Annotated in this window: 24 protein-coding genes; 22 read left to right on the forward strand and 2 right to left on the reverse strand. The window is 44.4% G+C overall.

The features are described 5' to 3' along the window. Positions 1-383 precede the first annotated feature (383 nt). The gene (locus CFS04_RS04850) at positions 384-2,096 is read right to left on the reverse strand and encodes an NFACT RNA binding domain-containing protein (RefSeq protein ID WP_088809500.1); all 1,713 of its coding nucleotides are present in this window, start codon (positions 2,094-2,096) and stop codon (positions 384-386) included. A gap of 123 nt (positions 2,097-2,219) precedes the next feature. Here CFS04_RS04850 and CFS04_RS04855 point away from each other — a divergent pair, with 123 nt between their 5' ends. From CFS04_RS04855 to CFS04_RS04915, 13 genes are all read left to right on the forward strand, one after another. After that, positions 2,220-3,095, forward strand: coding sequence for a YicC/YloC family endoribonuclease (locus CFS04_RS04855; protein WP_088809501.1), 876 nt, complete (start codon positions 2,220-2,222; stop codon positions 3,093-3,095). Positions 3,096-3,116: 21 nt separating this feature from the next. Beyond that, positions 3,117-3,731, forward strand: a complete 615-nt coding sequence (gene gmk, locus CFS04_RS04860) for a guanylate kinase (RefSeq protein ID WP_088809502.1) — start codon at positions 3,117-3,119, stop codon at positions 3,729-3,731. Positions 3,732-3,736: 5 nt separating this feature from the next. Further along, positions 3,737-3,940, forward strand: a complete 204-nt coding sequence (gene rpoZ / locus CFS04_RS04865; protein WP_088809649.1) for a DNA-directed RNA polymerase subunit omega — start codon at positions 3,737-3,739, stop codon at positions 3,938-3,940. Positions 3,941-4,208: 268 nt separating this feature from the next. Next, positions 4,209-5,414 (forward strand): bifunctional phosphopantothenoylcysteine decarboxylase/phosphopantothenate--cysteine ligase CoaBC, encoded by a 1,206-nt coding sequence (gene coaBC, locus CFS04_RS04870; protein WP_088809503.1) that lies wholly within the window; start codon positions 4,209-4,211, stop codon positions 5,412-5,414. Then, positions 5,411-7,813 carry a primosomal protein N' gene (gene priA, locus CFS04_RS04875; protein ID WP_088809504.1) on the forward strand — a complete coding sequence of 801 codons (2,403 nt, stop codon included), beginning with the start codon at positions 5,411-5,413 and terminating at the stop codon, positions 7,811-7,813. The genes coaBC and priA overlap by 4 nt, the downstream gene beginning before the upstream one ends. An 11-nt stretch (positions 7,814-7,824) precedes the next feature. Next, positions 7,825-8,766, forward strand: a complete 942-nt coding sequence (gene fmt, locus CFS04_RS04880; protein ID WP_088809505.1) for a methionyl-tRNA formyltransferase — start codon at positions 7,825-7,827, stop codon at positions 8,764-8,766. Then, positions 8,767-10,092, forward strand: coding sequence for a 16S rRNA (cytosine(967)-C(5))-methyltransferase RsmB (gene rsmB, locus CFS04_RS04885; RefSeq protein WP_088809506.1), 1,326 nt, complete (start codon positions 8,767-8,769; stop codon positions 10,090-10,092). It begins immediately after the preceding gene. Positions 10,093-10,109: 17 nt separating this feature from the next. Further along, positions 10,110-10,868 (forward strand): Stp1/IreP family PP2C-type Ser/Thr phosphatase, encoded by a 759-nt coding sequence (locus CFS04_RS04890; RefSeq protein ID WP_088809507.1) that lies wholly within the window; start codon positions 10,110-10,112, stop codon positions 10,866-10,868. Beyond that, on the forward strand, positions 10,865-12,847 hold the full coding sequence (gene pknB / locus CFS04_RS04895; RefSeq protein ID WP_088809508.1) for a Stk1 family PASTA domain-containing Ser/Thr kinase: 1,983 nt from the start codon (positions 10,865-10,867) through the stop codon (positions 12,845-12,847). Before CFS04_RS04890 ends, pknB begins: the two co-directional genes overlap by 4 nt. A gap of 14 nt (positions 12,848-12,861) precedes the next feature. Beyond that, positions 12,862-13,737 (forward strand): ribosome small subunit-dependent GTPase A, encoded by an 876-nt coding sequence (gene rsgA / locus CFS04_RS04900; RefSeq protein ID WP_088809509.1) that lies wholly within the window; start codon positions 12,862-12,864, stop codon positions 13,735-13,737. Continuing rightward, a complete protein-coding gene (gene rpe, locus CFS04_RS04905; RefSeq protein WP_088809510.1) occupies positions 13,737-14,393 on the forward strand; it encodes a ribulose-phosphate 3-epimerase in 657 nt (218 codons plus the stop codon). The genes rsgA and rpe overlap by 1 nt, the downstream gene beginning before the upstream one ends. 58 nt (positions 14,394-14,451) lie before the next feature. Next, positions 14,452-15,099 carry a thiamine diphosphokinase gene (locus tag CFS04_RS04910; RefSeq protein ID WP_088809511.1) on the forward strand — a complete coding sequence of 216 codons (648 nt, stop codon included), beginning with the start codon at positions 14,452-14,454 and terminating at the stop codon, positions 15,097-15,099. A gap of 2 nt (positions 15,100-15,101) precedes the next feature. Next, complete coding sequence (locus CFS04_RS04915; protein WP_088809512.1) at positions 15,102-15,461, forward strand: hypothetical protein; 360 nt, start codon at positions 15,102-15,104, stop codon at positions 15,459-15,461. A 176-nt stretch (positions 15,462-15,637) separates the two neighbouring features. Here the strand turns inward: CFS04_RS04915 and rpmB are convergent, their stop codons facing one another. After that, the gene (gene rpmB / locus CFS04_RS04920; protein WP_036096174.1) at positions 15,638-15,826 is read right to left on the reverse strand and encodes a 50S ribosomal protein L28; all 189 of its coding nucleotides are present in this window, start codon (positions 15,824-15,826) and stop codon (positions 15,638-15,640) included. 286 nt (positions 15,827-16,112) lie between these two features. On the opposite strand from rpmB, the gene CFS04_RS04925 reads away from it, so the two are divergent. From CFS04_RS04925 to fabG, 9 genes are all read left to right on the forward strand, one after another. Then, a complete protein-coding gene (locus CFS04_RS04925) occupies positions 16,113-16,478 on the forward strand; it encodes an Asp23/Gls24 family envelope stress response protein (RefSeq protein WP_088809513.1) in 366 nt (121 codons plus the stop codon). A 15-nt stretch (positions 16,479-16,493) separates the two neighbouring features. Further along, a complete protein-coding gene (locus CFS04_RS04930; protein WP_088809514.1) occupies positions 16,494-18,149 on the forward strand; it encodes a DAK2 domain-containing protein in 1,656 nt (551 codons plus the stop codon). 16 nt (positions 18,150-18,165) lie between these two features. Next, entirely contained in the window at positions 18,166-18,828 is a 663-nt protein-coding gene (sdaAB, locus tag CFS04_RS04935) for an L-serine ammonia-lyase, iron-sulfur-dependent subunit beta (RefSeq protein WP_088809515.1), read from the forward strand. A 24-nt stretch (positions 18,829-18,852) separates the two neighbouring features. Continuing rightward, positions 18,853-19,743 carry an L-serine ammonia-lyase, iron-sulfur-dependent, subunit alpha gene (gene sdaAA / locus CFS04_RS04940; RefSeq protein WP_088809516.1) on the forward strand — a complete coding sequence of 297 codons (891 nt, stop codon included), beginning with the start codon at positions 18,853-18,855 and terminating at the stop codon, positions 19,741-19,743. Beyond that, complete coding sequence (gene recG, locus CFS04_RS04945; protein WP_088809517.1) at positions 19,736-21,784, forward strand: ATP-dependent DNA helicase RecG; 2,049 nt, start codon at positions 19,736-19,738, stop codon at positions 21,782-21,784. Before sdaAA ends, recG begins: the two co-directional genes overlap by 8 nt. A gap of 154 nt (positions 21,785-21,938) precedes the next feature. Then, a complete protein-coding gene (gene fapR, locus CFS04_RS04950; protein ID WP_088809518.1) occupies positions 21,939-22,520 on the forward strand; it encodes a transcription factor FapR in 582 nt (193 codons plus the stop codon). Positions 22,521-22,525: 5 nt separating this feature from the next. Further along, positions 22,526-23,533: a phosphate acyltransferase PlsX gene (gene plsX, locus CFS04_RS04955; RefSeq protein ID WP_088809519.1), complete on the forward strand. Its 1,008-nt coding sequence runs from the start codon at positions 22,526-22,528 to the stop codon at positions 23,531-23,533. After that, entirely contained in the window at positions 23,530-24,468 is a 939-nt protein-coding gene (fabD, locus tag CFS04_RS04960; protein WP_088809520.1) for an ACP S-malonyltransferase, read from the forward strand. The genes plsX and fabD overlap by 4 nt, the downstream gene beginning before the upstream one ends. Next, positions 24,465-25,208: a 3-oxoacyl-[acyl-carrier-protein] reductase gene (gene fabG / locus CFS04_RS04965; RefSeq protein ID WP_088809521.1), complete on the forward strand. Its 744-nt coding sequence runs from the start codon at positions 24,465-24,467 to the stop codon at positions 25,206-25,208. Before fabD ends, fabG begins: the two co-directional genes overlap by 4 nt. Positions 25,209-25,219: the final 11 nt, after the last annotated feature.

Consider the following 25,219-nt stretch of genomic DNA (forward strand, 5'->3'; position numbering starts at 1 on the left):
CATTTACATTTCACAATACATAGATTAAAACGTGAGTATTACTGGTTAGAAACAGGAACGATTGAATTTACATTTCACAATACATAGATTAAAACGTCCGATCAAGTTGCTGTTGTTGAAGTGTTTTTTCATTTACATTTCACAATACATAGATTAAAACTGGTACCCTCTCGAGCTCTACTCTCATCATAGCTCAAAAGTGGTTTTCTGTCGACCCTAGATTTTTGGGTGGAAAATGGGATGGAAAAACGAATTGATTGTTCCATTATCTCCTCGTTCTCCTACTCTCCCAATGATTCCCAACTTTCTGTCGTTCCCCCAGCAATTTTACGTTACCGAACATCGACAGAAAACCCCGATACACATCATACCGGGGCAATGGCTCATTTATTTTTTAATGCTTGGGCTTTTTCTTCGTCAGGCGTTACGAAATAGGTCGTTTGATTATCGTAAATGACATAGCCGGGTTTGGCGCCGTTTGGTTTTTTCACGTGCTTGACGAGCGTTGCGTCAACAGGGACGGTGCTTGATAGACGTGCTTTTGAGAAATAAGCGGCAATCATGGCGGCCTCTTCGATGGCTGTTTCATCGGGATTCGGGTCTTGGATCACAACATGCGAACCAGGCAAATCCTTGACGTGGAACCACAGTTCGTTGTTTTTTGCGAGTTTATTCGTCAAATATTCGTTTTGTTTGTTGTTTTTTCCGACTAAAATCGGTAGGCCACTTGTTGAGGTGTATTTTTCGAGTTTGGGCGCAGCGTTTTTTTGACGGCTGTTTTTTGGTTTCTTGTAACGAAGGTAACCTTGTTCGGCGAGTTCCTGCCGGATTTCTTCTACGTCGCTCGGGCCGGCCGTTTCCAGTTGTGCAAGAACATTATCCAAGTAGGCGATTTCTTCCTGCGTCAGTGCGATTTGTTCCTCGACGTACGCCACAGCATTACGCAGTTTCTGGTAGCGCGTAAAATAGCGCTGGGCGTTTTGTGAAGGCGTTAGGCGTGTATCAAGCGGGATTGTCACATCTGGCAAGGCCTCATCATAAAAATTTTGCACCGTCACGTTTGCCATACCTTTTTCCATTTTGTATAAACTCGCCGTAAGCAGTTCGCCTTGAATACGGAACTCATCAGCCTTTTCCGTTTCAACAAGCGTATTTTCCAGTTTTTCAATCTTTAAAACGTTGCGCGCCCGTTCATTCGCCAAAAGACGCTCCAAATCATGCCCCATTTGATGGACGCGGTCACGCCGCGCTTTTCCGCTATAAAACGCATCGAGCAATTCACTCAAAGAATCAAAACGCTTCGCATGAGCCTCAAGCGCTAGCGGCATAAAATAATAATCTTCCTTCTCGTTACGCACGAAAGTATGCGGCACAGCTTTTTGGCCTAAAAAGGTTGGAATTTCCTGCAAAACAGAAAAGAAGGCAGACTGTAGCGAATTTGGACTAGCGTCACCCGCCCGGTGGACAATTTCCAGAGCGAGAAGTGGGCTGAAACCCGCGAAATGTTTCACGAGAGCTTTGGCCGAATCTTCCTCTGGCGAAATGAATGTCTCCAAATCAGCCGCAGAAATCGTGAACGGGTCGATTTTGTTTGCCTTAGGCGGTAAAATATACTCGGCGCCCGGAAGTAGTGTCCGGTAACTATTTTGCGCAGGACTAATATGTTTTATGCAATCAATAATCGTTCCTTTTTGACGATCCACAAGCGTTAAATTGCTGTGACGCCCCATAATTTCAATATACAAATCTAAAAACCGATTTTCTCCAATATCGTCTTTTCCGCGGAACCCAAGCACGAGAATCCGCTCATTCGGCTCCTGCCTAACTTCCTCGATGATGGCGCCTTCCAAATGTTTGCGCAAAAGCATACAAAACATCGGCGGATTCGGTGGATTTTCGGGCACATCTGTCGTCCACTGCACACGCGCATAACTTGGGTGCGCTGAAATGAGCAGGCGTTTATTTTCGCGGTTTTTTCGGATATAAAGCAAAAGTTCGTGCGGAAACGGCTGATGAATCTTCATAATGCGTCCACTTTCCGCGCCTTCTTTAATTTCTTCGGTCATAGCTTTTAAAAACATTGCATCAAATGCCATTTTTATTCTTCCTTTACTTGTTTGTTACGTACTATTGTATCACAATTTTAAGTTTAACTATGCAAGTAGCACGAGCTTTGCTATAATAATTAGATGAAACTAGTATAAGAGGTGGCGAATCTTATGGTGAAAAGCATGACAGGTTTCGGACGAAAAACGAAAGAAAATGATGATTGTAAGGTGACGGTTGAATTAAAGGCAGTCAATCATCGATATTTTGAGGCAGTTTTTCGCATGCCTAGGCAATTCGCTTATCTCGAAACAAAGCTTAAAAAGACGCTTTCGGGGGTTTTAAAGCGCGGGCGAGTGGAGTGCTTTATTTCGTTTGAAGGGGCACAAATTGCGAAGCATCACTTGGCGGTGGACTTTGAACTGGCCGACGAGTATTACCGGTTCTTGAAACAAGCGGAAGCGCGTTATGAGTTCTCGGAAAGCTTGACGATGCGTGACTTTTTAGCGGATCCTGTTTTTCTTGAAGTTCGTGAAAGTAGCGAGGCTGACTCGGCGCTTGAAGCCCTTGTTTTAGAAACAGTTCACGGGGCAACAAAAAGGCTTGATGAGATGCGCAGTTTAGAAGGCGCTGAAATAGCGCTCTATTTTAAATCGCACTTAGAGGCATTCGAGTCGTGCATGCTTGCGGTGCGTCAGGCGATTCCAGAGATGGAAGCCGCATATAAAGCGCGTCTTCAGGAACGGCTAGCAAAACTCGCGGAAGCCGAATTTGACGAGCGCATGATGCTCACGGAACTCGGTTTATTCCTAGAAAAAGCCGACATTAACGAAGAAACCGAACGGCTGGATAGCCATTTGAAACAGTTTTATAGTATACTTACGCAAGAAGGCGCAGTGGGACGAAAGCTGGATTTCCTAATTCAAGAGATGAACCGGGAAGTGAATACGATTGGGTCGAAAGCGATGTCGATAACGATTACTGAGAATGTCGTGGAAATGAAAACGACGCTTGAAAAAATTCGTGAACAAGTCCAAAATGTGGAATGACTTTAGAAATGAGGTAAGGGAATGACGGAAAGAGGCCTTTTAATTGTTCTTTCAGGACCGAGTGGGGTTGGCAAAGGAACGGTAAGGGAAGCGGTCTTTCGGGACCCGGAAACGAAATTCGAATACTCGATTTCGATGACAACGAGAAAGCCGCGCGAAGGCGAACAAGAGGCGGTTGACTACTATTTCAGAAGCCGCGAGGAGTTTGAGCAAGCTATCGCTGACGGCAAAATGCTCGAATACGCCGAATATGTCGGCAACTACTACGGGACGCCGCTCGATTATGTCGAGGAAAAGCTTGCTAACGGCATCGATATTTTTTTAGAAATTGAGATTCAAGGCGCGATGCAAGTGAAAAAAAGAATGCCAGAAGGTGTTTTCATTTTCCTAACACCGCCAGATCTCGGCGAACTCAAAAACCGCCTAATCGGTCGCGGCACAGAAACACTCGAAGTCGTCGAAGCGCGAATGAAAACCGCTAAAGAAGAAATTGAAATGATGGCTTCCTATGATTATGCGGTCGTAAATGACGTCGTCCTTGACGCTGTCCGCAAAATTAAAGGCATTGTCGAAACAGAACATTTAAAAACGGAGCGTGTGATTCACCGCTATCAAAATATGTTGGAGGAGATTTAATTATGATGTTATACCCATCGATTGATAATTTACTTTTAAAAATTGATTCAAAATACTCTTTAGTAACTGTTGCGGCTGCTCGTGCTAGAGCGATGCAAGCAGAAAACGACCCAGGCTCGTTACCCACTTACGAATCTCATAAATATGTTGGAAAAGCACTGGAAGAAGTTCACGCTGGCAAACTAGTAATTGCGAAAGACGCTGAATAAAACGAAAAGCGAATGAGAAGTCATTCGCTTTTTTTGTACGAGAAACTATTAAAAGAGACTAGAAACTTGGGCTTTTTTTTGTGTACTAGATAAGTGTATTTTTTTATACATGAAAAATAATCGTATCCAGATGAGCTATTCACCCGTGACAAAAGAGTGCCCAAAAGTAATTGCGGGGCGCTCTTTTATTTTCAAAAACGCAAGCGTAATCTTCCTTGCCAAAACATGTTATAATAAAAAGGATTATGTGGACTTGAGGTGAATCAAAGTGAATGGAAAAAATATTTTACTAGCGGTATCAGGCGGCATTGCGGTTTATAAGGCGGTTGCCCTTACAAGTAAATTGACGCAGGCAGGCGCGAATGTGAAAGTGATGATGACGGAGCATGCGATGGAATTTGTCCCTCCGCTTTCTTTTCAAGTTTTATCCAGAAATGATGTTTATACAAACACTTTTGATGAAAAAAATTCGAAAGTGGTGGCGCATATTGATCTTGCGGACTGGGCTGACCTTGTCATTGTCGCGCCTGCAACCGCGAATATTATTGCAAAAATGGCGAACGGGCAAGCAGATGATATGGTGACGACAACGCTTCTTGCGACAGAAGCTCCGGTTTGGGTGGCACCAGCGATGAATGTGCATATGATTCAGCACAAGGCGGTCGTGCGAAACATTAACCAGCTTTATGCAGACGGCGTGCGCTTTATCGAGCCAGAAGAAGGGTACCTTGCTTGTGGCTATGTTGGCCGCGGGCGGCTTGAGGAGCCTGAAAAAATCGTTCTGCGCATTCGTGAGTTTTTTTTAGAAGATGAAACGATACTTTTAGGGAAAAACGTGCTCGTAACAGCCGGTGCGACACGCGAAAAACTAGATCCCGTCCGCTACTTTACGAACCATTCAACAGGGAAGATGGGCTTTGCTGTCGCAGAGGCGGCAAAACGCGCCGGAGCGAATGTAACACTTGTAACGAGTGCACGTGAGCGTTTAGTCCCACCTGGCGTGAACGTTTTATACGTGGAATCGGCTGAGGAGATGTATGCGGCGGTGAAGGAAAACCAGGCGAAACAAGATGCATTTGTGATGACGGCTGCAGTTGCGGACTATACGCCGCAGCGGGTGAGCGAGCAGAAAATTAAAAAGCAACCGGGCGACTTCACGGTTGAGATGAAGCGGACGAAGGATATTTTGGCTGACGTTGGTGAAACGAAATCAGACGCGCAAGTGGTTATTGGGTTTGCGGCGGAGACTGAAAATGTGCGCGAAAATGCGCTTAAGAAATTAAAATCTAAAAACGCTGACTTTATTGTGGCGAATGATATAACAGACGCGGGTGCGGGGTTTGGCACCGATACGAATATTGTGACGATTTACGGGGCAAATGGCGGCGAAGAAAGTTACCCCCTTTTAGACAAAAGTGAAGTGGCGAAAGAAATTGTGAAGCGAATTGCGGACCGATTGGAGCCGAACGAATGATTCAAATTGCGAAAGTGATTGTAGATGTTCCGGCGATGCAAGTCGACAGGCCGTTTGATTACGTTTTGCCGGAAAATTTGGTTGACCTTGTGATGGTCGGGACGCGGGTTTCTGTGCCATTTGGAAATCGGAAGGTGCAAGGCTTTGTTGTTGAGCTAGGCGAGGCGGCAGATGTTGCGAAACTTAAAACGATTGACTCGGTGATGGACGTGCTGCCAGTTTTAAATGAGGAGCTGCTTGAACTGGGCGACTGGCTCGCGAAAGAAACGCTCGCGTTCCGCGTTTCGGTGTATCAGGCGATGTTGCCGGCTGCTCTTCGGGCTAAATATGAGAAATACGTGGTACGACTTGATACGGAAGACGACGAATTAGAACGGCTTTTTGAAGGATATGAAACGTTGCCGTTTAAAGAACTAGAGGCGCGTGGCATTTTAAAAAGCGTACAGAAATATTTGCGCAGTGGCCAAATTGAACTCGCGCATGCTGTGAAAAACAAAGTGACGAATAAAAAAATGCGTGTTGCTAAATGTGAATTGTCGCTAAGTCAGTTGCATGATGCGCGTTCTGATTTGCCGAAAAATGCGAAAGCGCAGGCCAAATTGCTCGCGTTTTTTGAAACTAGCGATGCGGAATTTGTGCCCGTCAAGCAGCTGAAGGAAGAGCTTGGTGTGAGCCAACAGGCCATTAATAAGCTAGTTGAACAGGGCGCGCTTAGTCTTGCAGACAAAATTGTGAGCCGGGACCCTTATGAGAGTCGCGAGTTTGAACGGACAACGCCGCTCTCGCTTTCTGAGGAACAACAGACGGCTTGCGACCGGATTCTGCTTTCGGCAAATGAAGCACGCCCAGAAACTTTTTTGCTGCACGGCGTAACAGGAAGCGGGAAGACGGAAATTTATTTGCAATCCATTGCGGAAGTTTTACAAAAAGGAAAAGAAGCCATTGTGCTCGTTCCAGAAATTTCCTTGACGCCGCAAATGGTCGAGCGGTTTAAAAGTCGATTTGGCGACGCGGTGGCGGTTTTGCACAGCGCCCTTTCGCACGGTGAAAAATATGATGAATGGCGAAAAATTGAGCGGAAAGAAGCGAAAGTCGTTGTTGGCGCGCGTTCGGCCGTGTTTGCACCCTTTGAAAATTTGGGACTCATTATTATCGATGAGGAGCACGAGGCGACGTACAAGCAAGAAGATAATCCGCGTTACCACGCGCGCGATGTTGCCATTTGGCGGGCTAAACGTCACGGCTGCCCAGTTGTACTCGGTAGCGCCACGCCGTCGCTCGAATCCTATGCGCGCGCAACGAAAAACGTCTACAGCTTGCTAGAGCTGCCAACGCGAATCAACAAACAAGAAATGCCAGAAGTGCACGTAGTAGACATGCGCGAAGAACTACGTAGCGAAAACCGCACGGAATTTTCACGCACACTGCTCGAAAAAATCAAAGAACGAATCGAACGAAAAGAGCAAACCGTCCTGCTTTTGAATAAAAGGGGATATGCCTCATTCGTCATGTGTCGCGACTGTGGATATGTGGTGGAGTGCCCCAATTGTGATATTTCACTTACCTACCATCAAGCGACACATAAAATGAAATGCCACTACTGCGGCCACGAAGAGCGCGTCCCAATGAAATGCCCATCATGCGAGAGCGAGCACATTCGTTACTTCGGGACGGGCACGCAAAAAGTGGAGGAAAGCCTTGCGAAATTAATTCCCGAGGCGCGCGTCATTCGAATGGACGTGGATACGACGCGCAAAAAAGGGGCACACGAAAAGCTTCTCTCGCGCTTTCAAAACGGCGAAGCTGATATTCTGCTTGGCACGCAAATGATTGCCAAAGGGCTTGATTTTCCGAACATTACCCTTGTCGGCGTTTTAAATGCTGACACGATGTTGTTCTTACCCGATTTTAGATCAGCCGAAAGAACATTTCAGTTGCTCACGCAAGTGAGTGGACGCGCTGGGCGGCATGTTTTACCCGGAGAAGTGGTTGTGCAAAGTTATAGCCCTGAACATTACAGCATTCAGTACGCGAAAACGCATGACTACCACGGCTTTTACGGTCACGAAATGTTGATGCGCCGCCGCGGAGAATACCCGCCGTTCTACTTCCTGACGCTTATTAACGTGAGTCACGAAGACGAGCGGAAAGTGATAAAAACGATTCAAGACATGGCGAGCTACTTGCGCTCTAAGCTTGGGCGGGATTCGATTATTTTAGGGCCAGTTCCAAGTACCATCAGTCGTATTAAAAATAAGTATCGCTACCAGTGCATGATTAAATATAAACAAGAACCAGCTTTGAAAGAGGAGCTTAAGATGCTACTTGAACACTACCAAAAAGAACAAGCGAAAGGACTTGCGATTTCAATTGATGTGGAGCCGTACGTTCTGATGTAAGGAGTGAAAAAATGGAAAAAATTATTTTTATGGGGACGCCAGATTTTGCGGTGCCCGTTTTGAAAAATTTAGCTGAAAAATATGACGTGGTTGCCGTCGTAACTCAGCCAGACCGAGTGCTCGGACGAAAACGCGTTTTAACGGCACCACCGGTTAAGGTTGCGGCAAACGAACTCGGCATTCCTGTTTACCAGCCTGAAAAATTGCGTGCATCAGAAGAATTAGACGCCTTACTCGCGCTTGATGTGGATTTGCTCGTGACAGCGGCTTATGGACAGATTTTGCCGAACAATTTGCTTGCGCTACCTAAAAAGGGCGCGATTAATGTGCATGCTTCACTGCTTCCAGAGTACCGCGGCGGCGCGCCGATTCATTATGCGGTCATGGACGGGAAGGCGGAAACGGGCGTGACGATTATGTACATGGTGGAAAAACTAGACGCCGGCGATATGATTGCGCAGCGCAGTATGCCAATTACGGACGAAGATGATACGGGCACGATGTTTGAAAAATTAGCAGTGCTTGGCGCGGCACTTTTAATGGATACGTTACCAGACTTTTTGGCAGGGAAGATAAACGCGGTGCCGCAAAATCCGGAAAAGGTTACGTTTGCACGCAATGTGTCACGCGAACAGGAAAAACTCGATTTTTCTAAAGAAGCGCGGGTTGTGTGGAACCATATTCGCGGGCTTTCGCCGTTTCCAGTTGCGTACACGACGTTTGAAGGGAAGCCGTTTAAAATTTGGCGGGCGCATCTATCTAGCGAGCAAACTGATCTTTCGCCGGGAAGTTTTGTGCTGCTCACAAAATCAACATTTGGCATTGTGTGCGGTGATGGCAATCTTGTCGTGCCAGAAATTGTTCAACCTTTTGGGAAGCCGAAAATGGACGCGAATGCGTTTATTCAAGGAACGCTCCGAAATATTTCAAAGGAAGTTAGGTTTGGTGATTAAATGAAAAAAGAAGTTCGTGAAATTGCGCTTGAACTAATTGAAAAAGTAGAAAATCAAGGTTCTTATAGCCATTTACTTATTAATGATGCTTTAAAAAAACAAGATTTAAATGTAGCGGATAGAGGGCTTTTGACAGAACTAGTTTACGGGACAATTCAACGGAAAATTACGCTTGATTTTTTCCTTGAGCCGTTTTTGAAAAAGACGCCAGAAGATTGGGTGCAAAATTTGCTGCGGTTGTCAGTTTATCAAATGCAATTTTTGGATAAAATTCCCGAACATGCGATTTTACACGAAGCTGGTGAAATTGCGCGGAAGCGCGGTCATGATGGCGTAACGAAATTTGTGAACGGCGTTTTGCGCAACATCATTCGCCGAGGCGTACCAGCCATTGATGCGATTTCAGACGACGTGACGCGACTTAGCGTTCAAGTTAGCCTGCCAGAATGGCTTGCAGCACGTTTTATCAAACAATTTGGGTACGAGCGCGCACTTGAACTTGGAGAGGCCTTTTTAGTTCCGCCAAATCAAACGGTACGTGTGAATGTAACTGAAACCAATCCGAAGTCACTCGTAAAAGAGTTTGCGGACCAAGGAATTTCTGCAAAAGTGTCGGAGATTATACCAGAGGCCCTGGAGATTGAAAAAGGAAGCATCGCAAATACGAACGCTTTTAAAACCGGAAAATGTACCATTCAAGACGAAAGTTCGATGATTGTGGCCTATGCGCTCGAGCTTACGGACGACTTGGACGTTTTAGATGCGTGTTCGGCTCCTGGGGGAAAAACCACGCATATTGCGGAGAAGATGAACGGGACTGGCAGTGTGATGGCGCTTGATATCCACGCTCATAAAACGAAACTCGTAGCGAGTGCGGCTAGTCGGTTGAATTTATTAAACGTGCGAACGCTCGCTTTAGATGCGAGAAGTGCAACAAGCGAATTCGAAACAAAAAGTTTTGACCGCGTTTTAGTGGACGCACCTTGTTCTGGGTTTGGCGTGCTAAAACGAAAACCAGATATTAAATACAGTAAAAAGCCTGATGATATTGTGCGACTTAGCGAAATTCAGCTCGCAATTTTAGATGAAGTTAGCCAACTTGTTAAAGAAAATGGTATATTAGTGTATAGTACTTGTACGATTGACAGGGAAGAAAATGCCGAAGTTGTGCAGAAATTTCTGGAGAAGCATCCAGAGTTTGAGGCGAAATCGGTTACTGTCCCGAAATCGTTAGAACATTTAAAGACGGGCAATGACTTACAAATTTTACCGACGGATTTTGGAAGCGACGGATTTTATGTTGCGAGTTTCAAACGGCGCCCTTAAGATTGGAGAGAGAAACTATGCAAGTTGAATTTAGAACGGACAGAGGAAGAATCAGACACCATAATGAAGATAACGGTGGTGTTTTTGAAAATAAAACTGGGAATCCAATTGTCATAGTTGCAGATGGAATGGGCGGTCATCGCGCCGGTGATGTTGCCTCAGAAATGGCCGTTAAACTTCTTAGTGAAGCTTGGCAGGAAACAGAAGAATTTTTACACGCGAATGATGTGGAAGACTGGTTTCGCATTGTGATTCAAAAAATCAATCGCGTCATTACCGCAGAAGCAGAAAAGGAACCTGAGCTAAAAGGAATGGGCACGACGCTAGTCGCTGCGATTTTCACGCGAAGTCAAGCCATCATTGCCAATGTTGGTGACAGCCGCGGTTACTTGCTTCAAGGCGAGAAATTTGTGCAAATTACGGAAGACCATTCACTTGTGAACGAGCTTCTTCGCAAAGGTGAAATTTCGAAAGAAGACGCGGAAAATCATCCACGCAAAAATATTTTACTTCGCGCATTAGGCGTGGAAGGTTTTGTTGACACGGATACGTTTATTACACCATTTCAAACAGAAGATATTTTGCTACTCTGTTCAGATGGGCTAAGCAACATGATTTCGGAGGCAGAAATGCGACAAGTTTTAACCAGCAAAAGAACACTTGCTGAAAAAGCTGATTCGCTTATTACGAAAGCAAACGCAAACGGCGGAGAAGATAATATTACCGTGTTACTACTTAAACGGGATAACGTAAGAAAAGGGGGTGACTCATCATGATGATTGGAAAACGACTAAGCGGACGATATAAAATTTTAAGCCCAATTGGCGGCGGCGGAATGGCTAATGTATTTTTAGCACACGATATGATTTTAGACCGCGATGTGGCAGTGAAAATCTTGCGAATTGATTTAGCTGATGAAAGCAATTTGATTCGTCGCTTCCAGCGTGAGGCGCAGTCAGCAACAAGTTTAGTGCACCCCAATATTGTTGGCATCTATGATGTCGGTGAAGAAAATGATTTGCACTACATTGTTATGGAATACGTGGAAGGCATGGATTTAAAACAATACATTCAAGAAAAACACCCGATTCCATTTGATGAAGCCGTTGAAATTATGAAGCAAATTGTTTCAGCCATTTCGGCAGCGCATAAATATCATATCATTCACCGTGATATTAAACCGCAAAATATTTTAATCGACCATGATGGAGTTGTGAAAATTACGGATTTCGGAATTGCGATGGCGCTTTCGGAAACCTCAATTACGCAAACCAATTCGCTTGTCGGCTCTGTGCACTATTTATCTCCCGAGCAAGCGCGCGGCGGCATGGCGACTCAAAAATCAGATATTTATTCGCTCGGAATTGTGCTTTATGAGCTTCTAAGCGGACAAGTTCCTTATGACGGGGAATCCGCTGTATCCATTGCGATTAAACATTTACAGGGAAGCATTCCGTCTGTTCGAGAGACGAATCCTGCTATCCCGCAAAGCTTGGAAAATATTATTATTAAAGCAACGGCAAAAGATCCTGCTGCCCGCTACCAGTCTGCTGAAGAAATGGAAGAAGATTTAGAAACTTGTTTAAATGAAGACCGCCTGAACGAGCCTAAATTTATTCCGAACACGGACGACGGGGATACAAAAACGATTCCCATTATTGCGACGAAAAACGCGATGCGCAACTTAGATGATACCGTCACACAAACGCCGCTTGCAGAAGAAGAGGCAATCAAAGAAGGCGACGCGGATGGGAAAAAGCCGAAGAAAAAAATGAGCAAGAAAAAGAAAATTTTCTGGATTGTTTTTGGCGTCATTTTGCTATTTGCAGGAATCATTTTAACGCTTTGGTTGCTCGGAAAAAATCCAACAGAATTTGAAGTGCCAGATGTTAGTGGTAAAACCGAATCACAAGCCATTTCTTTGCTACAAAAAGAAGGGTTTACGATTGGAAGAACCATTGAAAAGAATAGCGATTCTGTTAAAGATGGAGATGTTATCAATACCGACCCTGAAGCTGGGGAAATGAAAGAAAAAGGTGCTAAAATAACACTTTATGTTAGTATCGGCTCTAAAAAAGTCACGATGGAAGATTATTCTGGTAGGAGCTATGAGGATACGGAAACAGTTTTAAAAGAACAGGGCTTTAAATCCGTTTCGAAAAAAGAAGAATATAGCGATACCGTAGAAGCAGGGATGATAATCTCGCAAAGTCCTGCTGCTGGAACGGATGTTGTGGCGAAAGATACAGATGTTGAGCTAACGGTGAGTCGCGGTAAAGCACCAATTACATTAAAAGATTTACGCGGCTATAATCAAACAGCACTCGATGACTATGCTTCCTCGGTCGGAATTACGATCCAAACAACAGAACAAAACAGCGATACGGTTGAAAAAGGACAAGTGATTTCGCAGTCACCTGCCGCAGGTACGACGATAAACGCCGGATCAACGGTGAATGTTGTGATTTCCAAAGGACCGAAAGAAAAAGCAGTAAAAAGCGTGACAAAAACGATTCAAATTCCGTATGGTGATGCAGGTTCAGGCGGCGACGGCGACTCGCCGAAACCAAAACATGTTAAAATTTATATTGATGATAAAAATCATTCGATGTCAACCCCGTATCGCGAACTAGATATTACCGAAAATACAAGTGTTACGATTACGTTTGAAATTGAAGAAGGTTCAAAAGGAAGCTATAAAATTTTGCGTGATGATGAAACTATTGATGAAGGTACGGTAGATTATCCGAATTAAAGGAGGTCGTAAAACTGGAAGGACAAATTATTAAAGCGTTAAGTGGTTTTTACTACGTGTTTCATGAAGGTACGGTCTATCAAACGAGAGCAAGAGGAAACTTTCGAAAACGAAAACTAACGCCTCTTGTTGGTGATGACGTCACTTTTCAAGCGGATAATCAGACGGACGGTTATATTTTAGATATTTTACCTCGTGAAAATGAATTAGTTCGTCCGCCTGTTGCGAATATTGATATTGCTATCCTCATTTTCTCAGCAGTGGAACCGGACTTCTCCACCAATTTAACCGACCGCTTTCTAGTTGCGATTGAAAAAGAAGATATTCGTCCGGTGATTGGCATCAGTAAGATGGATTTAGCCACAGAAGAAGAAAGAAAAGCCATTGAAAACTACCGCGATATTTATGAAAATGCTGGATACGAGGTATTTTTGACTGGGAGCGATGTTGATAAAGCTGCTATTTTGGACTTGATTCACGGAAAAACCGCGGTTATTGCGGGGCAATCGGGTGTTGGTAAGTCGACCTTTTTAAATCAATTAAATCCTGATTTGACTTTGCAGACGGAGGAAATTTCAACTTCTCTCGGCCGCGGTCGGCATACGACACGACATGTAGAGCTTTTGCCAATTGGTGATGGTTTTATCGCCGATACACCCGGATTTAGTTCCATTGAATGGGATAATTTAGAGCCTGAAAACTTACAATTTTGTTTTCCAGAAATTGAAGATCGGCGCTCTGGCTGTAAATTTCGCGGTTGTTTACATGAAAATGAACCCAATTGTGCGGTGAAAACAGCTGTTTTAGAAGATGAAATTGCCGATTTTCGTTATGAGCATTACTTACAAATTTTAACGGAATTAAAAAATAGAAAGCCGAGGTATTCATGATGGGAAAAATTGCACCTTCAATTTTAAGCGCAGACTTTGCGAATTTGGAAAAAGATATTGCCGAAGTAGAACGCTTAGGCGCCGATTATTTGCATATTGATGTGATGGACGGCCATTTTGTTCCTAATATTACGTTTGGTCCAGATGTCGTAAAAGCAATTAGACCGCGCACCAAATTGCCGCTTGACGTCCATTTAATGATTGAAAACCCAGATAACTACATTCCGCAATTTGCAAAAGCTGGCGCCGATTACATTTCTGTCCACGTTGAAGCATGCACGCACTTGCACCGCACGCTCCAACACATTCGCTCATTCGACGTGAAAGCGGCTGCCGTACTGAATCCCGCAACACCCATTGACACGCTTTTCCACGTGTTAAATGAGCTTGATATGGTTCTCTTTATGACCGTCAACCCGGGATTTGGTGGGCAAAGCTTTATTCCAGAAGTGCTAGAAAAAATCGCGGCGTTTAAAGCGTTGATTGATGAAAAAGGACTCGATATTGAAATCGAAGTGGACGGTGGCGTTAATCGTGAAACAGCTAAAGCATGCTTAGATGCTGGCGCTAATGTTTTCGTTGCTGGAAGCTACATTTATGGAAATAAAGATCGTAAAATTCCAATGGATAATCTCCGCGTTGTCGTTGGAAACTAGAAGGGGAGCAATAGGCTTAAGTACACCTATTGCTTCTTTTTTGGAAAGGAAGAAAACGATGAAAATTGTCAACATTATGGTCGGCGGTCCTGCGTCTGAACTGCCCGATTTAAAACCCTATACGAACGAAAAAAGCACTTGGCTAGGCGTCGATGGTGGGGCAAAACGCCTGCTCGATTTAAATATCCCCTTTGAAATAGCTTTAGGAGATTTCGACTCGCTAACGAAAGCGGAACTTGCCGACTTAAAAACAAAAGTAGCAGACGTACGCGTTTTTCCAGCTGAAAAAGATCAAACCGATACGGAAATCGGATTAGAAGCCGCAATTGCAATGGAGCCCAACTTAATTCGTATTTTCGGCGCGACAGGTGGCCGAATGGACCATTTACTGGCGAATTTAATGATGCTCGCACAACCAAAATTTTTTGATGCGATTCCGCTCGTTGAAATGATTGACCGCTACAATTACATGAAAATGTATGCGCCTGGCGAGTATACGCTTGTCAAACAGGCGGACAAAAAATATGTAGCCTTTACGACCATGTCAAACGTCAGCGGTTTAACTTTAAAAGGGTTTAAATATCCGTTAGAAAATGCCGATTTCCCGTTTGGTAGGGCGCTGTCGAGCAATGAATTTAGCCAATCCAAAGCCGCTTTTTCGTTTCAAACCGGCTTGATATTAATGACACAAAGTAAGGATGAGTAAAAATGCCATTTTGGAAAAATAAAAGAAATTTAGCACTTATTTTCGGAGGACTCGCGATTTTGTTTAGCTTTTACATTGAAGTCGTCTCCGCAAAAAATGTTTTCTCAGGAAACTATTCGGCTGATTTAAAAGTGCCAATCATGCTTATGTTTATCGCAAGCATCATCTTTTTTGCGAGTTTCGTTGTTGGATACAGCTTTTTATGGCAAAAAAAATACAAAATCGCCATTCCGATTTTGTTTGTAAGCGGCGTTCCCGCCTTCATTTTCCTACATATTTTTTCAGGTATGTTTATGATTATTTGCGGAGTGCTCGCAAAATCAGTAAGTGATAATCTGCCAAAAGAGTCTGGGCATAGTTAACATTTGTTCTGTAAAAGAAATAAGTCGAAATTTAGTCATAACGCCATCTTTAAAAATGGGTTTCACTGAATTTAGGCTTATTTTTTATGTATGTACCAGTGTTTTTTTTGTAAGCGTTTTACAAAAAGAAAAGAAAAAATGCACCGAATGGAATCGCTGCATTTATCTTGCTTCAATTAAACGCGTTCTACTTTACCAGATTTAAGCGCACGAGTAGAAACCCAAACTTTTTTCGGTTTACCATTTACGAGGATACGAACCTTTTGAAGATTAGCTTTCCAAGTACGTTTGCTTGAATTCATCGCATGCGAGCGACGGTTACCAGAACGAGATTTACGACCTGTAATTACGCATTCTTTTGCCATAACTTAACCCCTCCTTACCAGAAGTTCTCATAAGACGTTTATATCAAGACAGACAGAAAACATCTTTTGTTAATTTCATACACTAGAATAATTTATCATACCTAGATGTTTCTTGCAAGTGTTTGCGCGAAATTAGTGCTAAGTTTTTTTACTTGACAGCAGGAGGACTTGAAATTAATAAGGTGAAAAAACAGATACTTTCAATCACTCATGGATTATAGTAAAATAGATGCGAACGGATAAAAACGTAGAACGAAAGTGAAAGAATGTGTGAGGAGGAGTTAAAATGTCACTTGAAATAGAAACAAAACTCGGCAAAGTAGATATTACAGATGAAGTTATTGCAACAATTGCTGGTGGGGCGGCAGAAGAAAACTTTGGGATTGTCGGCATGGCAAGCAGACACCAAATTCGCGACGGCTTAACAGACATTTTAGGAAGAGAAAACTATACAAAAGGCGTCATCGTTAGAAAAGAAGAAGATAGCCTTCATATTGATATGTACATCATTGTTCGTTTTGGAACGAAAATTTCAGAAGTAGCCTATAACGTGCAAGATCGCGTCAAATATACTTTAGAAAAAACACTCGGTTTAATTGTTGATTCAGTTAATATTTATGTGCAGGGTGTTAAAGTGCTAAATGAGGACTAAGGAGGATTATTTAACTTGAATACTTATCAGTTAGATGGAGAAAAATGGGCAACAATGATTGCGATGGGAGCGGAAAATTTATCAAAAAATGCTGATTTTGTTGATTCTTTAAATGTTTTTCCTGTCCCAGACGGCGATACTGGAACCAATATGAATTTATCGATGACAAGTGGCGCAGTGGAAGTTTCGGCGAATGACAAAACTAATGCCGGAGCCGTCAGTGCTAATTTAGCGAAGGGACTCTTGATGGGCGCGCGAGGAAATTCTGGCGTTATTTTATCCCAACTTTTTAGAGGGTTTTCAAAAGCTGTTGAAAATAAAGAAACATTATCGCCAGAAGACTTTGCAAGAGGCTTCGCAAAAGGCGTTGAAACCGCATATAAAGCTGTTATGAAACCGGTCGAAGGAACGATTTTAACTGTCGCGCGCGAGGCGGCAAAAGCTGGCTTACAAGCTTCTTTGGAGGAAAAGGCTACGATTGAAGTGGTCTTGGCGGAAATTATTGCAAAAGGCAAAATTGCACTGGATAATACGCCAAATTTATTGCCAGTTTTAAAAGAAGTAGGCGTTGTAGATAGCGGCGGCCAAGGGCTTATGATTATTTATGAAGGATTCTACGGTGCGCTAACTGGAAAAATGGAGGTGCCAAATTATATGGCTTCCATGAATGAACTCGTCAATGCTGAACACCATAAACACGTGCAAGATTTCATGTCCACTGAGGATATTACTTACGGGTATTGCACGGAAATTATGGTGCGCATTAATGAAAATAAACCCGGACAAAAAGCATTCAATGAAGAGGAATTCCGCAATCATTTGAGTACGATGGGCGATTCACTTTTAGTCGTTTCAGATGATGAAGTGGCAAAAGTTCATGTGCACACTGAGCATCCGGGCGATGTGTTTAATTACGGTCAAGAGTTCGGTAGCTTGATTAAAATGAAAGTGGAGAATATGCGCGAGCAGCATGATGCGATTGTCGGAAAAAATGAAGATGTGAAACCGAAAACGCCGTTTGGAATTGTGACGGTTTCAGCAGGTGACGGCATGAAAGCCCTTTTTGAAAGCCTTGGGGCAGCAAATGTACTTTCAGGCGGTCAAACGATGAACCCTAGCACAGAGGATATCGTGGCTGCAATTAAAGCGGCGAATGCTGAACAAGTTTTTGTTTTGCCAAACAATAAAAATATTTTAATGGCGGCGGATCAGGCGGCGGCATTGCTAGGCGAAGAGCATGTGCAAGTGATTCCTACGAAAACGATTCCGCAAGGTCTAGCAAGTATGCTCGCTTTCCAAGCTGATGCGGATTTCAGCACAAATGTTGGGCAGATGAAAGAGGCGATCCAAGATGTTGCCAGTGGCCAAGTGACGACAGCCGTTCGTGATACAAGCGTGTCAGGCGTGGACATTAAAAAGGGTGATTATATCGGCATGGTAGAAGGTGCGATTAAAATTAGTCAAGCTGGACTGGAAGATACGGCCGTTGAAACGCTTCGTTTAATGCTAGATGAAGATAGCGAAATTGTGACGCTTATTTTAGGCGAAGGTGTATCAGAAGAAGATGCAGCCAAAATTGAAACGCGCATCACAGAAGAGTTTAGCGATGTAGAATTTGAAATCCATGAAGGCGGACAGCCCGTTTACCCGTATATTTTTTCAGTAGAATAAAGAAAAGAGGTGCCTCGTGAAATTTAATAGTGTATTTGATGTCATTGGCCCAGTGATGATTGGCCCGTCAAGCTCCCACACAGCAGGCGCGAGCCGCATTGGCGCCATCGCAAGAAGCGTCTTTAGTGAACAGCCCGCCCAAGTTGAAATTCATCTTTATGGTTCGTTTGCTAAAACATATAAAGGACACGGCACAGATGTTGCGCTCATCGGCGGACTTCTCGGATTCTTGCCGGACGACCCGCGCATGAAAGAGTCGCCAAAACTCGCTGAAGAGTGGGGCATGCACATTCAATTCATTGAAGAAACAGAAGAAGCACCCCACCCTAACACCGTTAAACTTGTGTTGAAAAATGGGATGAAGCAGATGACGCTCGTAGGCGCCTCTATTGGCGGCGGAAAAGTAGAAATCATTCGCCTTAATGAGTTTGAACTGGAGTTTACGGGTACTGCGCCAGCACTGCTCGTGCTACATGAAGATAAATTCGGCATTATTGCCTCGGTTACGAAAATTATTGCGGATTATGAAGTCAATATTGGCGCAATGAAAGTGTCACGCAAAATAAAAGGCGATGACGCGCTCATGGTCATTGAAGTGGACCAACAAGTGGATGAATCACTTACGCTTGAAATCGCCAAACTAGACGGCATTTTCCAAGTGGCAAGTATCGTTTTGTAGGTCTTTTGGAAGGAGTTAGATAAGATGTTCCGGACAGTGAAAGAACTCGTGGACATAGCAAATCGGGAAGCGAAACCGATTTCTGAAATTATGATTGAGCGCGAAATGAACGTTTCCGGCTTAAGCCGTGCGGAAGTCACTTCGGCGATGGCAAAAAATCTTCAAGTGATGGAAGACGCCATTTTAGAAGGTGAAAAGGGCGTTCAATCCACTACAGGCTTAACTGGCGGTGACGCCGTCTTAATGAAAGAGTATATCCAAAAAGGACAGTTTTTATCCGGAGAAGTTCTTTTGGATTCTGTAGCAAAAGCGATTGCGACGAATGAGGTGAACGCGGCGATGGGAGTTATCTGCGCAACGCCCACAGCTGGCAGCGCAGGTGTTGTTCCAGGCGTTTTATTCGCGGTAAAGGAGCGCCTAAATTTAACGCACGACCAAATGGTGAACTTTTTGTTTACCGCTGGCGCATTCGGTTTCGTCGTTGCCAACAATGCGTTTATAAGCGGCGCGGCAGGTGGCTGTCAAGCAGAAGTAGGTTCGGCAAGTGCGATGGCATCAGCGGCCGTAGTTGAAGCAGCAGGCGGTACGCCCGAGCAGTCCGCCCATGCGATGGCCATGACGATGAAGAACATGCTCGGCCTTGTTTGTGACCCAGTTGCTGGCCTTGTAGAAGTACCTTGCGTCAAACGCAATGCGCTAGGTTCCTCACAAGCGATTATTTCAGCCGATATGGCGCTTGCTGGAATTGAAAGCCGAATTCCGTGTGATGAAGTCATCGAAGCGATGCACCGCGTTGGTCTTCAAATGCCTAGCAGCTTAAGAGAAACAGCAGAAGGAGGATTGGCGGCAACCCCAACCGGTCGAATGATTCAAGCGAAAATCTTCGGCCTGTCGCCAGAAGGAATCGGTGAGTAAGCTTTCGCGCATTCCACTCACAGAACTAAAAGGCATTGGTGAAGAAACCGCGAAAACGTTTCGCGAACTCGGTATCCAAACGATATATGATTTGCTTTGGAACTTCCCGTATCGATACGAAGACTATCGCATGCGGGATTTGTCCGTCGTAGAGAACGGAAGCCGCATCACCGTTTATGGCGAAGTTTTAACCGAACCAACCGTCGCTTTTTATGGTCGAAAAAAATCAAAGCTATCGTTTCGTTTATCGGCAGACGGTCAAATTTTAAAAGTCGACTTTTTTAACCAGCCCTATTTAAAAAGCAAGGTGACGCTTGGAGATGCGGTCACAATTTCCGGTAAATGGGACAAAAATCGCGCGCAAATTACGGCTAGCAAATTTCAAAGCGGCCAAAAATCTACCGAAGAGAGTTTGGAGGGCGTCTACCGTCTAAAGGGCAATATGCGCAACAAGACCATTCAAAAACATTTGAAAAATGCGTTTGAGCTATTTGGGCAGGGCATTGAAGAAATCTTGCCGCAAGAATTGCTCGACAAGTACCAATTAATCGGTCGCTACGAGGCGGTTGCCAAACTCCATTTTCCAACAAACGATGACGACTTGAAGCAGGCGCGTCGCCGAATGGTGTACGAAGAGTTTCTACTTTTCCAATTGAAGATGCAGTATTTCCGTAAAATTGAGCGCGAGCGTTCTGGTGGCATTCAGATTGACTACAATGTCGAAGAATTGCGTGCATACATTGACGCGCTGCCATTTCCGCTGACCGACGCTCAAAAACGCGTTGTCAATGAGATTTGCGGGGATTTAAAATCGCATCTGCATATGAATCGCCTCCTGCAAGGGGACGTTGGTTCTGGAAAAACGGTAGTGGCAAGCATTGCGATGTTTGCGGCGGCAAAAAGCGGCTTTCAGAGCGCGCTCATGGTACCAACAGAAATTTTAGCCGAACAACATGCGGATTCGCTTGTCGAGTTGCTTCAGCCATTCGATATTACGGTCGGACTTTTGACGAGTAGTGTGAAAGGCAAAAAGCGCAAGGAACTCTTAGCTTTACTCGAAACGGGTGAAATTGATATTTTAGTCGGGACGCATGCGCTTATTCAAGACGAAGTGATTTATCATCGCCTAGGCCTTGTCATTACTGATGAACAGCACCGCTTTGGCGTGGATCAGCGGCGCATTCTCCGCGAAAAAGGCGAGTATCCAGATGTGCTCTTTATGACGGCAACCCCAATTCCGCGGACGCTAGCGATTACGGCTTTTGGCGAAATGGACGTTTCGATTATTGATGAACTGCCAGCAGGGCGCAAAAATATTGAAACGTTTTGGGTCAAACATGACATGTTAGAACGCGTCATCGGTTTTATCGAAAAAGAAATCGAAAAAGGACATCAAGCCTACGTCATTTGTCCGCTCATCGAGGAATCGGAAAAACTAGATGTGCAAAATGCAGTCGATTTTTATAATTTACTGCAAAATAAATGGCGCGGTCGTCATACGCCAGGACTCATGCACGGAAAGCTTCTGCCGGCCGACAAAGAGACGCTCATGCGTGCTTTTTATGATAAAAAAATCGATTGCCTCGTGTCCACCACGGTTGTCGAAGTCGGCGTAAACGTGCCCAACGCGACAATGATGGTCATTTACGACGCAGATCGGTTTGGCTTGTCACAACTCCACCAATTGCGCGGACGGGTCGGCCGCGGTAGCAGTCAGTCGTATTGTATCCTGCTTGCCGATCCTAAAACCGAAGTCGGGAAAGAACGCATGACCATCATGACCGAAACGAACGACGGCTTCGTACTTAGCGAACGTGACTTAGAACTGCGCGGACCAGGCGACTTTTTTGGCAAGAAACAAAGCGGCATTCCGGAATTTAAAGTCGCAGACATGGTGCACGACTATCGCGTTTTAGAAGTAGCGCGCACAGATGCACTCGTTTTAATGACCGAAAAAAATATGCTCGAAAACCCGGAATACCAGAAACTAAACGAAATTTTAGACGAACTTGGCGTTTTTTCTGAGCAAAAGCTCGATTAGGTTTTATAGAAAAAACTTGCAAGTAAGGCGCTTTTTTTATAACATATTAGCGTACGAGTTTTTCAAAAGGTGGCAGAAGGAAAAATGTGCGTTCGTCTATTCAAAATTTAGTAGCAGGTATTAGTATCACAAAATAAAGGGATGTGTAGCCTGAATGAAAAAATATTCAAAGAAAGAGCGACAAACAAAGTTGCAAGACGTGTTAGCGTCCAACCCGTTTATTACGGATGAGGAACTTGCTACGGAATTTGATGTGAGTGTGCAAACTATCCGTCTTGACCGCGTGGCGCTCTCTATCCCAGAACTTCGCGAGCGCATCAAGCATGTTGCTAGCGAAAACTACTCAGATTCTGTGAAAAGTATCCCGCTTGAAGAAGTTATCGGCGAAATTATTGACATTAAACCAAGTAAAAGTGCCATTTCATTGTTTGATGTAAGCTCGGAACACGTGTTTAAACGAAATCAAATTGCGCGTGGTCATCATTTGTTCGCGCAAGCCAATTCGCTCGCAACAGCGGTCATTCCAAATGACTTAGCGCTCACAACGCAAGCAACGGTTAGGTTTGTTCGCCAAGTGAAACAAGGTGAGCGAGTGATTGCGAAGGCAACTGTCAGGCCGCAAACAAACGAAAGATCCATCACAATTGTAGATGTGAAAAGCTATGTGGGTGATGAAATTATTTTAAAAGGAAAGTTTGAAATGTATCACGCCACTGAAAAAAATAAAAAGGACTGACGATAATGAAAATAGCAATCGATGCAATGGGCGGTGACAATGCACCAAAAGAAATTGTTCTTGGTGTTATGCAAGCAGTAGCCCAGTTTAAAGATCTTGAGTTTCTGCTTTTTGGTGATGAAAAACAAATTTTAGAATTTTTAACGGATAAAACGCGCGTAGAGATTATACATACAGATGAAAAAATTGAAAGTGATGATGAACCAGTGCGGGCGGTCAAACGTAAGAAGAATTCTTCGATGGTGCTTGCGGCACAAGCTGTGAAAGATGGTCAAGCGGATGCTTGCATTTCAGCTGGGAACACAGGCGCGCTCATGTCCACTGGGCTTTTCGTCATTGGACGAATCAAGGGAATCGACCGGCCAGCACTAGCCCCCACTTTACCTACAATAAGTGGGAAAGGGTTTGTGATGCTTGACCTTGGCGCGAACTCGGAGGCGAAGCCTGAGCATTTGTTGCAGTTTGGGCTGATGGGTTCGGTTTATGCGGAAAAAGTGCGGAAAATCGAACGACCGCGTATTGGGCTGTTAAACATTGGTACGGAAGAAACGAAAGGGAACGAGCTGACGAAAAAAGCGTTCGCCCTCATGAAAGAACAAACGGCGTACAACTTTATCGGCAACATTGAGTCACGTGATTTGCTCATGGACGTGGCGGATGTCGTTGTAACAGACGGCTTCACGGGCAACATGGTTTTAAAAAGCCTCGAAGGCACTGGTGCGGCTTTCTTCTCGATGCTAAAAATGAGTTTGATGAACGGATTTAAAAATAAACTCGCTGCGGGCGTACTTAAAAAGGACTTGCTCGAATTGAAAGCGAAAATGGATTATAGCGAATACGGCGGTGCGTGTTTATTCGGCGTTTCAGCACCAGTTATTAAGGCGCACGGCTCGTCTAATGCGCACGGGATTTTCACAACGATTCGCCAAGCGCGCGACATGGTACAAAAAGATATGGTTGGTACGATTAAAGCCGAAATTGATAAAGGGAAATTAGGAGGAAGCGAGTCATGAGTAAAATTGCATTTGTATTTCCGGGACAAGGGTCACAAAAAGTAGGTATGGGAATGGACGTTAGAGAGGCGTATCCTGAAGCAAAACACGTGTACGACGCGGCGGACGCAAAATTAGGGTTTTCGTTAACGGACATCATTCAAGAAGGACCTATCGAACGTTTAACAAAATCAGAAAATGCACAACCTGCTTTAGTTTCAACAAGTGTTGCGATTTTACGTGCGCTTGAAACGTATGGTGTGAAAGCTGATTTTGTTGCTGGGCACAGCCTTGGCGAATATAGCGCACTAGTTGCGGCGGGCTTTTTAGATGAAGCGGATGCGGCATTTTTAGTACATGAACGTGGCAAATTGATGGAAGCGGCCGTTCCAAACGGAGCAGGTGCGATGGCGGCTGTACTTGGTCTTGATGCAGATGCAATTTCGGCTGAGCTTGCTGAAATTAGTGAGCCGGTTCAAATCGCCAACTATAATTGCCCTGGACAAATTGTTATTTCTGGTACGGCAGCGGGCATTGAAGAAGCGTCCACTCGTCTTAAAGAGCGCGGTGCGAAACGCGTCTTGCCACTTGCTGTAAGCGGGCCGTTTCATTCGGCGCTTATGAAACCAGCAGCCGAAAAATTCGGCGCAGTTCTTGATCAAGTGACATTTAAAACTGGCTTTATTCCCGTAGTAAATAATGTTGATGTGGCCTTTACGACAAATGAAGCAGACTTGCACGAAAAATTGGTTGCACAAATTTACTCACCAGTTAAATGGGAGCAAACAATTGAAGCGCTTATCGAAAAAGGCGTGGATACTTTTGTTGAAATTGGCGCTGGAAAAGTGGTTTCTGGCTTGATCAAAAAAATCAATCGCGATGTAACGGTTCTTGCGGCAGGTGACGCGGCGAGCATTCAAGAAGTTGCGCAAGCACTAAAGGGGGATTTAGCATGACATTAAAAGGAAAAGTTGCGGTTGTAACAGGTGGCTCACGTGGCATTGGTCGCGAAATCGTTTTGGCGCTTGCAAAAGAAGGCGCAAATATTTTCTTCAACTACGGCGGCCGCGCTGATGCGGCTAAGGAAACACTTGATTTAGTGAGTGAATTCGGCGTGGAAGCGGAAGCGATGAAGGCTGATGTTTCGAGTGAAGAAGAAGTGCAAGCTTTCTTTAAAGAAGTCACGAATCGTTTCGGTCGTATTGACATTTTGGTCAACAACGCTGGAATTACACGCGATAATTTACTAATGCGTATGAAAGAAGACGAATGGGACGATGTCATCAACATCAACTTAAAAGGGACATTTCTTTGCACGAAGGCAGTTGCGCGGACGATGATGAAGCAGCGCGCTGGGAAAATCATCAACATGACTTCTGTCGTTGGGATTATCGGTAACGCTGGTCAAGCGAACTACGTGGCAAGTAAAGCGGGCATGATCGGTTTGACGAAAACGACTGCGCGTGAACTAGCGCCACGGGGTATTAACGTCAACGCTGTCGCACCTGGTTTTATCGAAACTGAAATGACCGACGAACTAGATGAAAACACAAAAGAGCTTATGCTTGCGCAAATTCCGCTCGGGGCGTATGGTAAAACGAAAGATATCGCAAATGCGGTGAAATTTTTGGCGAGTGATGAGTCTAGCTACATTACAGGTCAAGTGCTTTCTATCGACGGCGGCATGAGCATGTAAGGGATTTAATG

Source organism: Listeria sp. ILCC796 (genome assembly GCF_900186175.1).
Classification (GTDB): Bacteria; Bacillota; Bacilli; order Lactobacillales; family Listeriaceae; genus Listeria; species Listeria goaensis.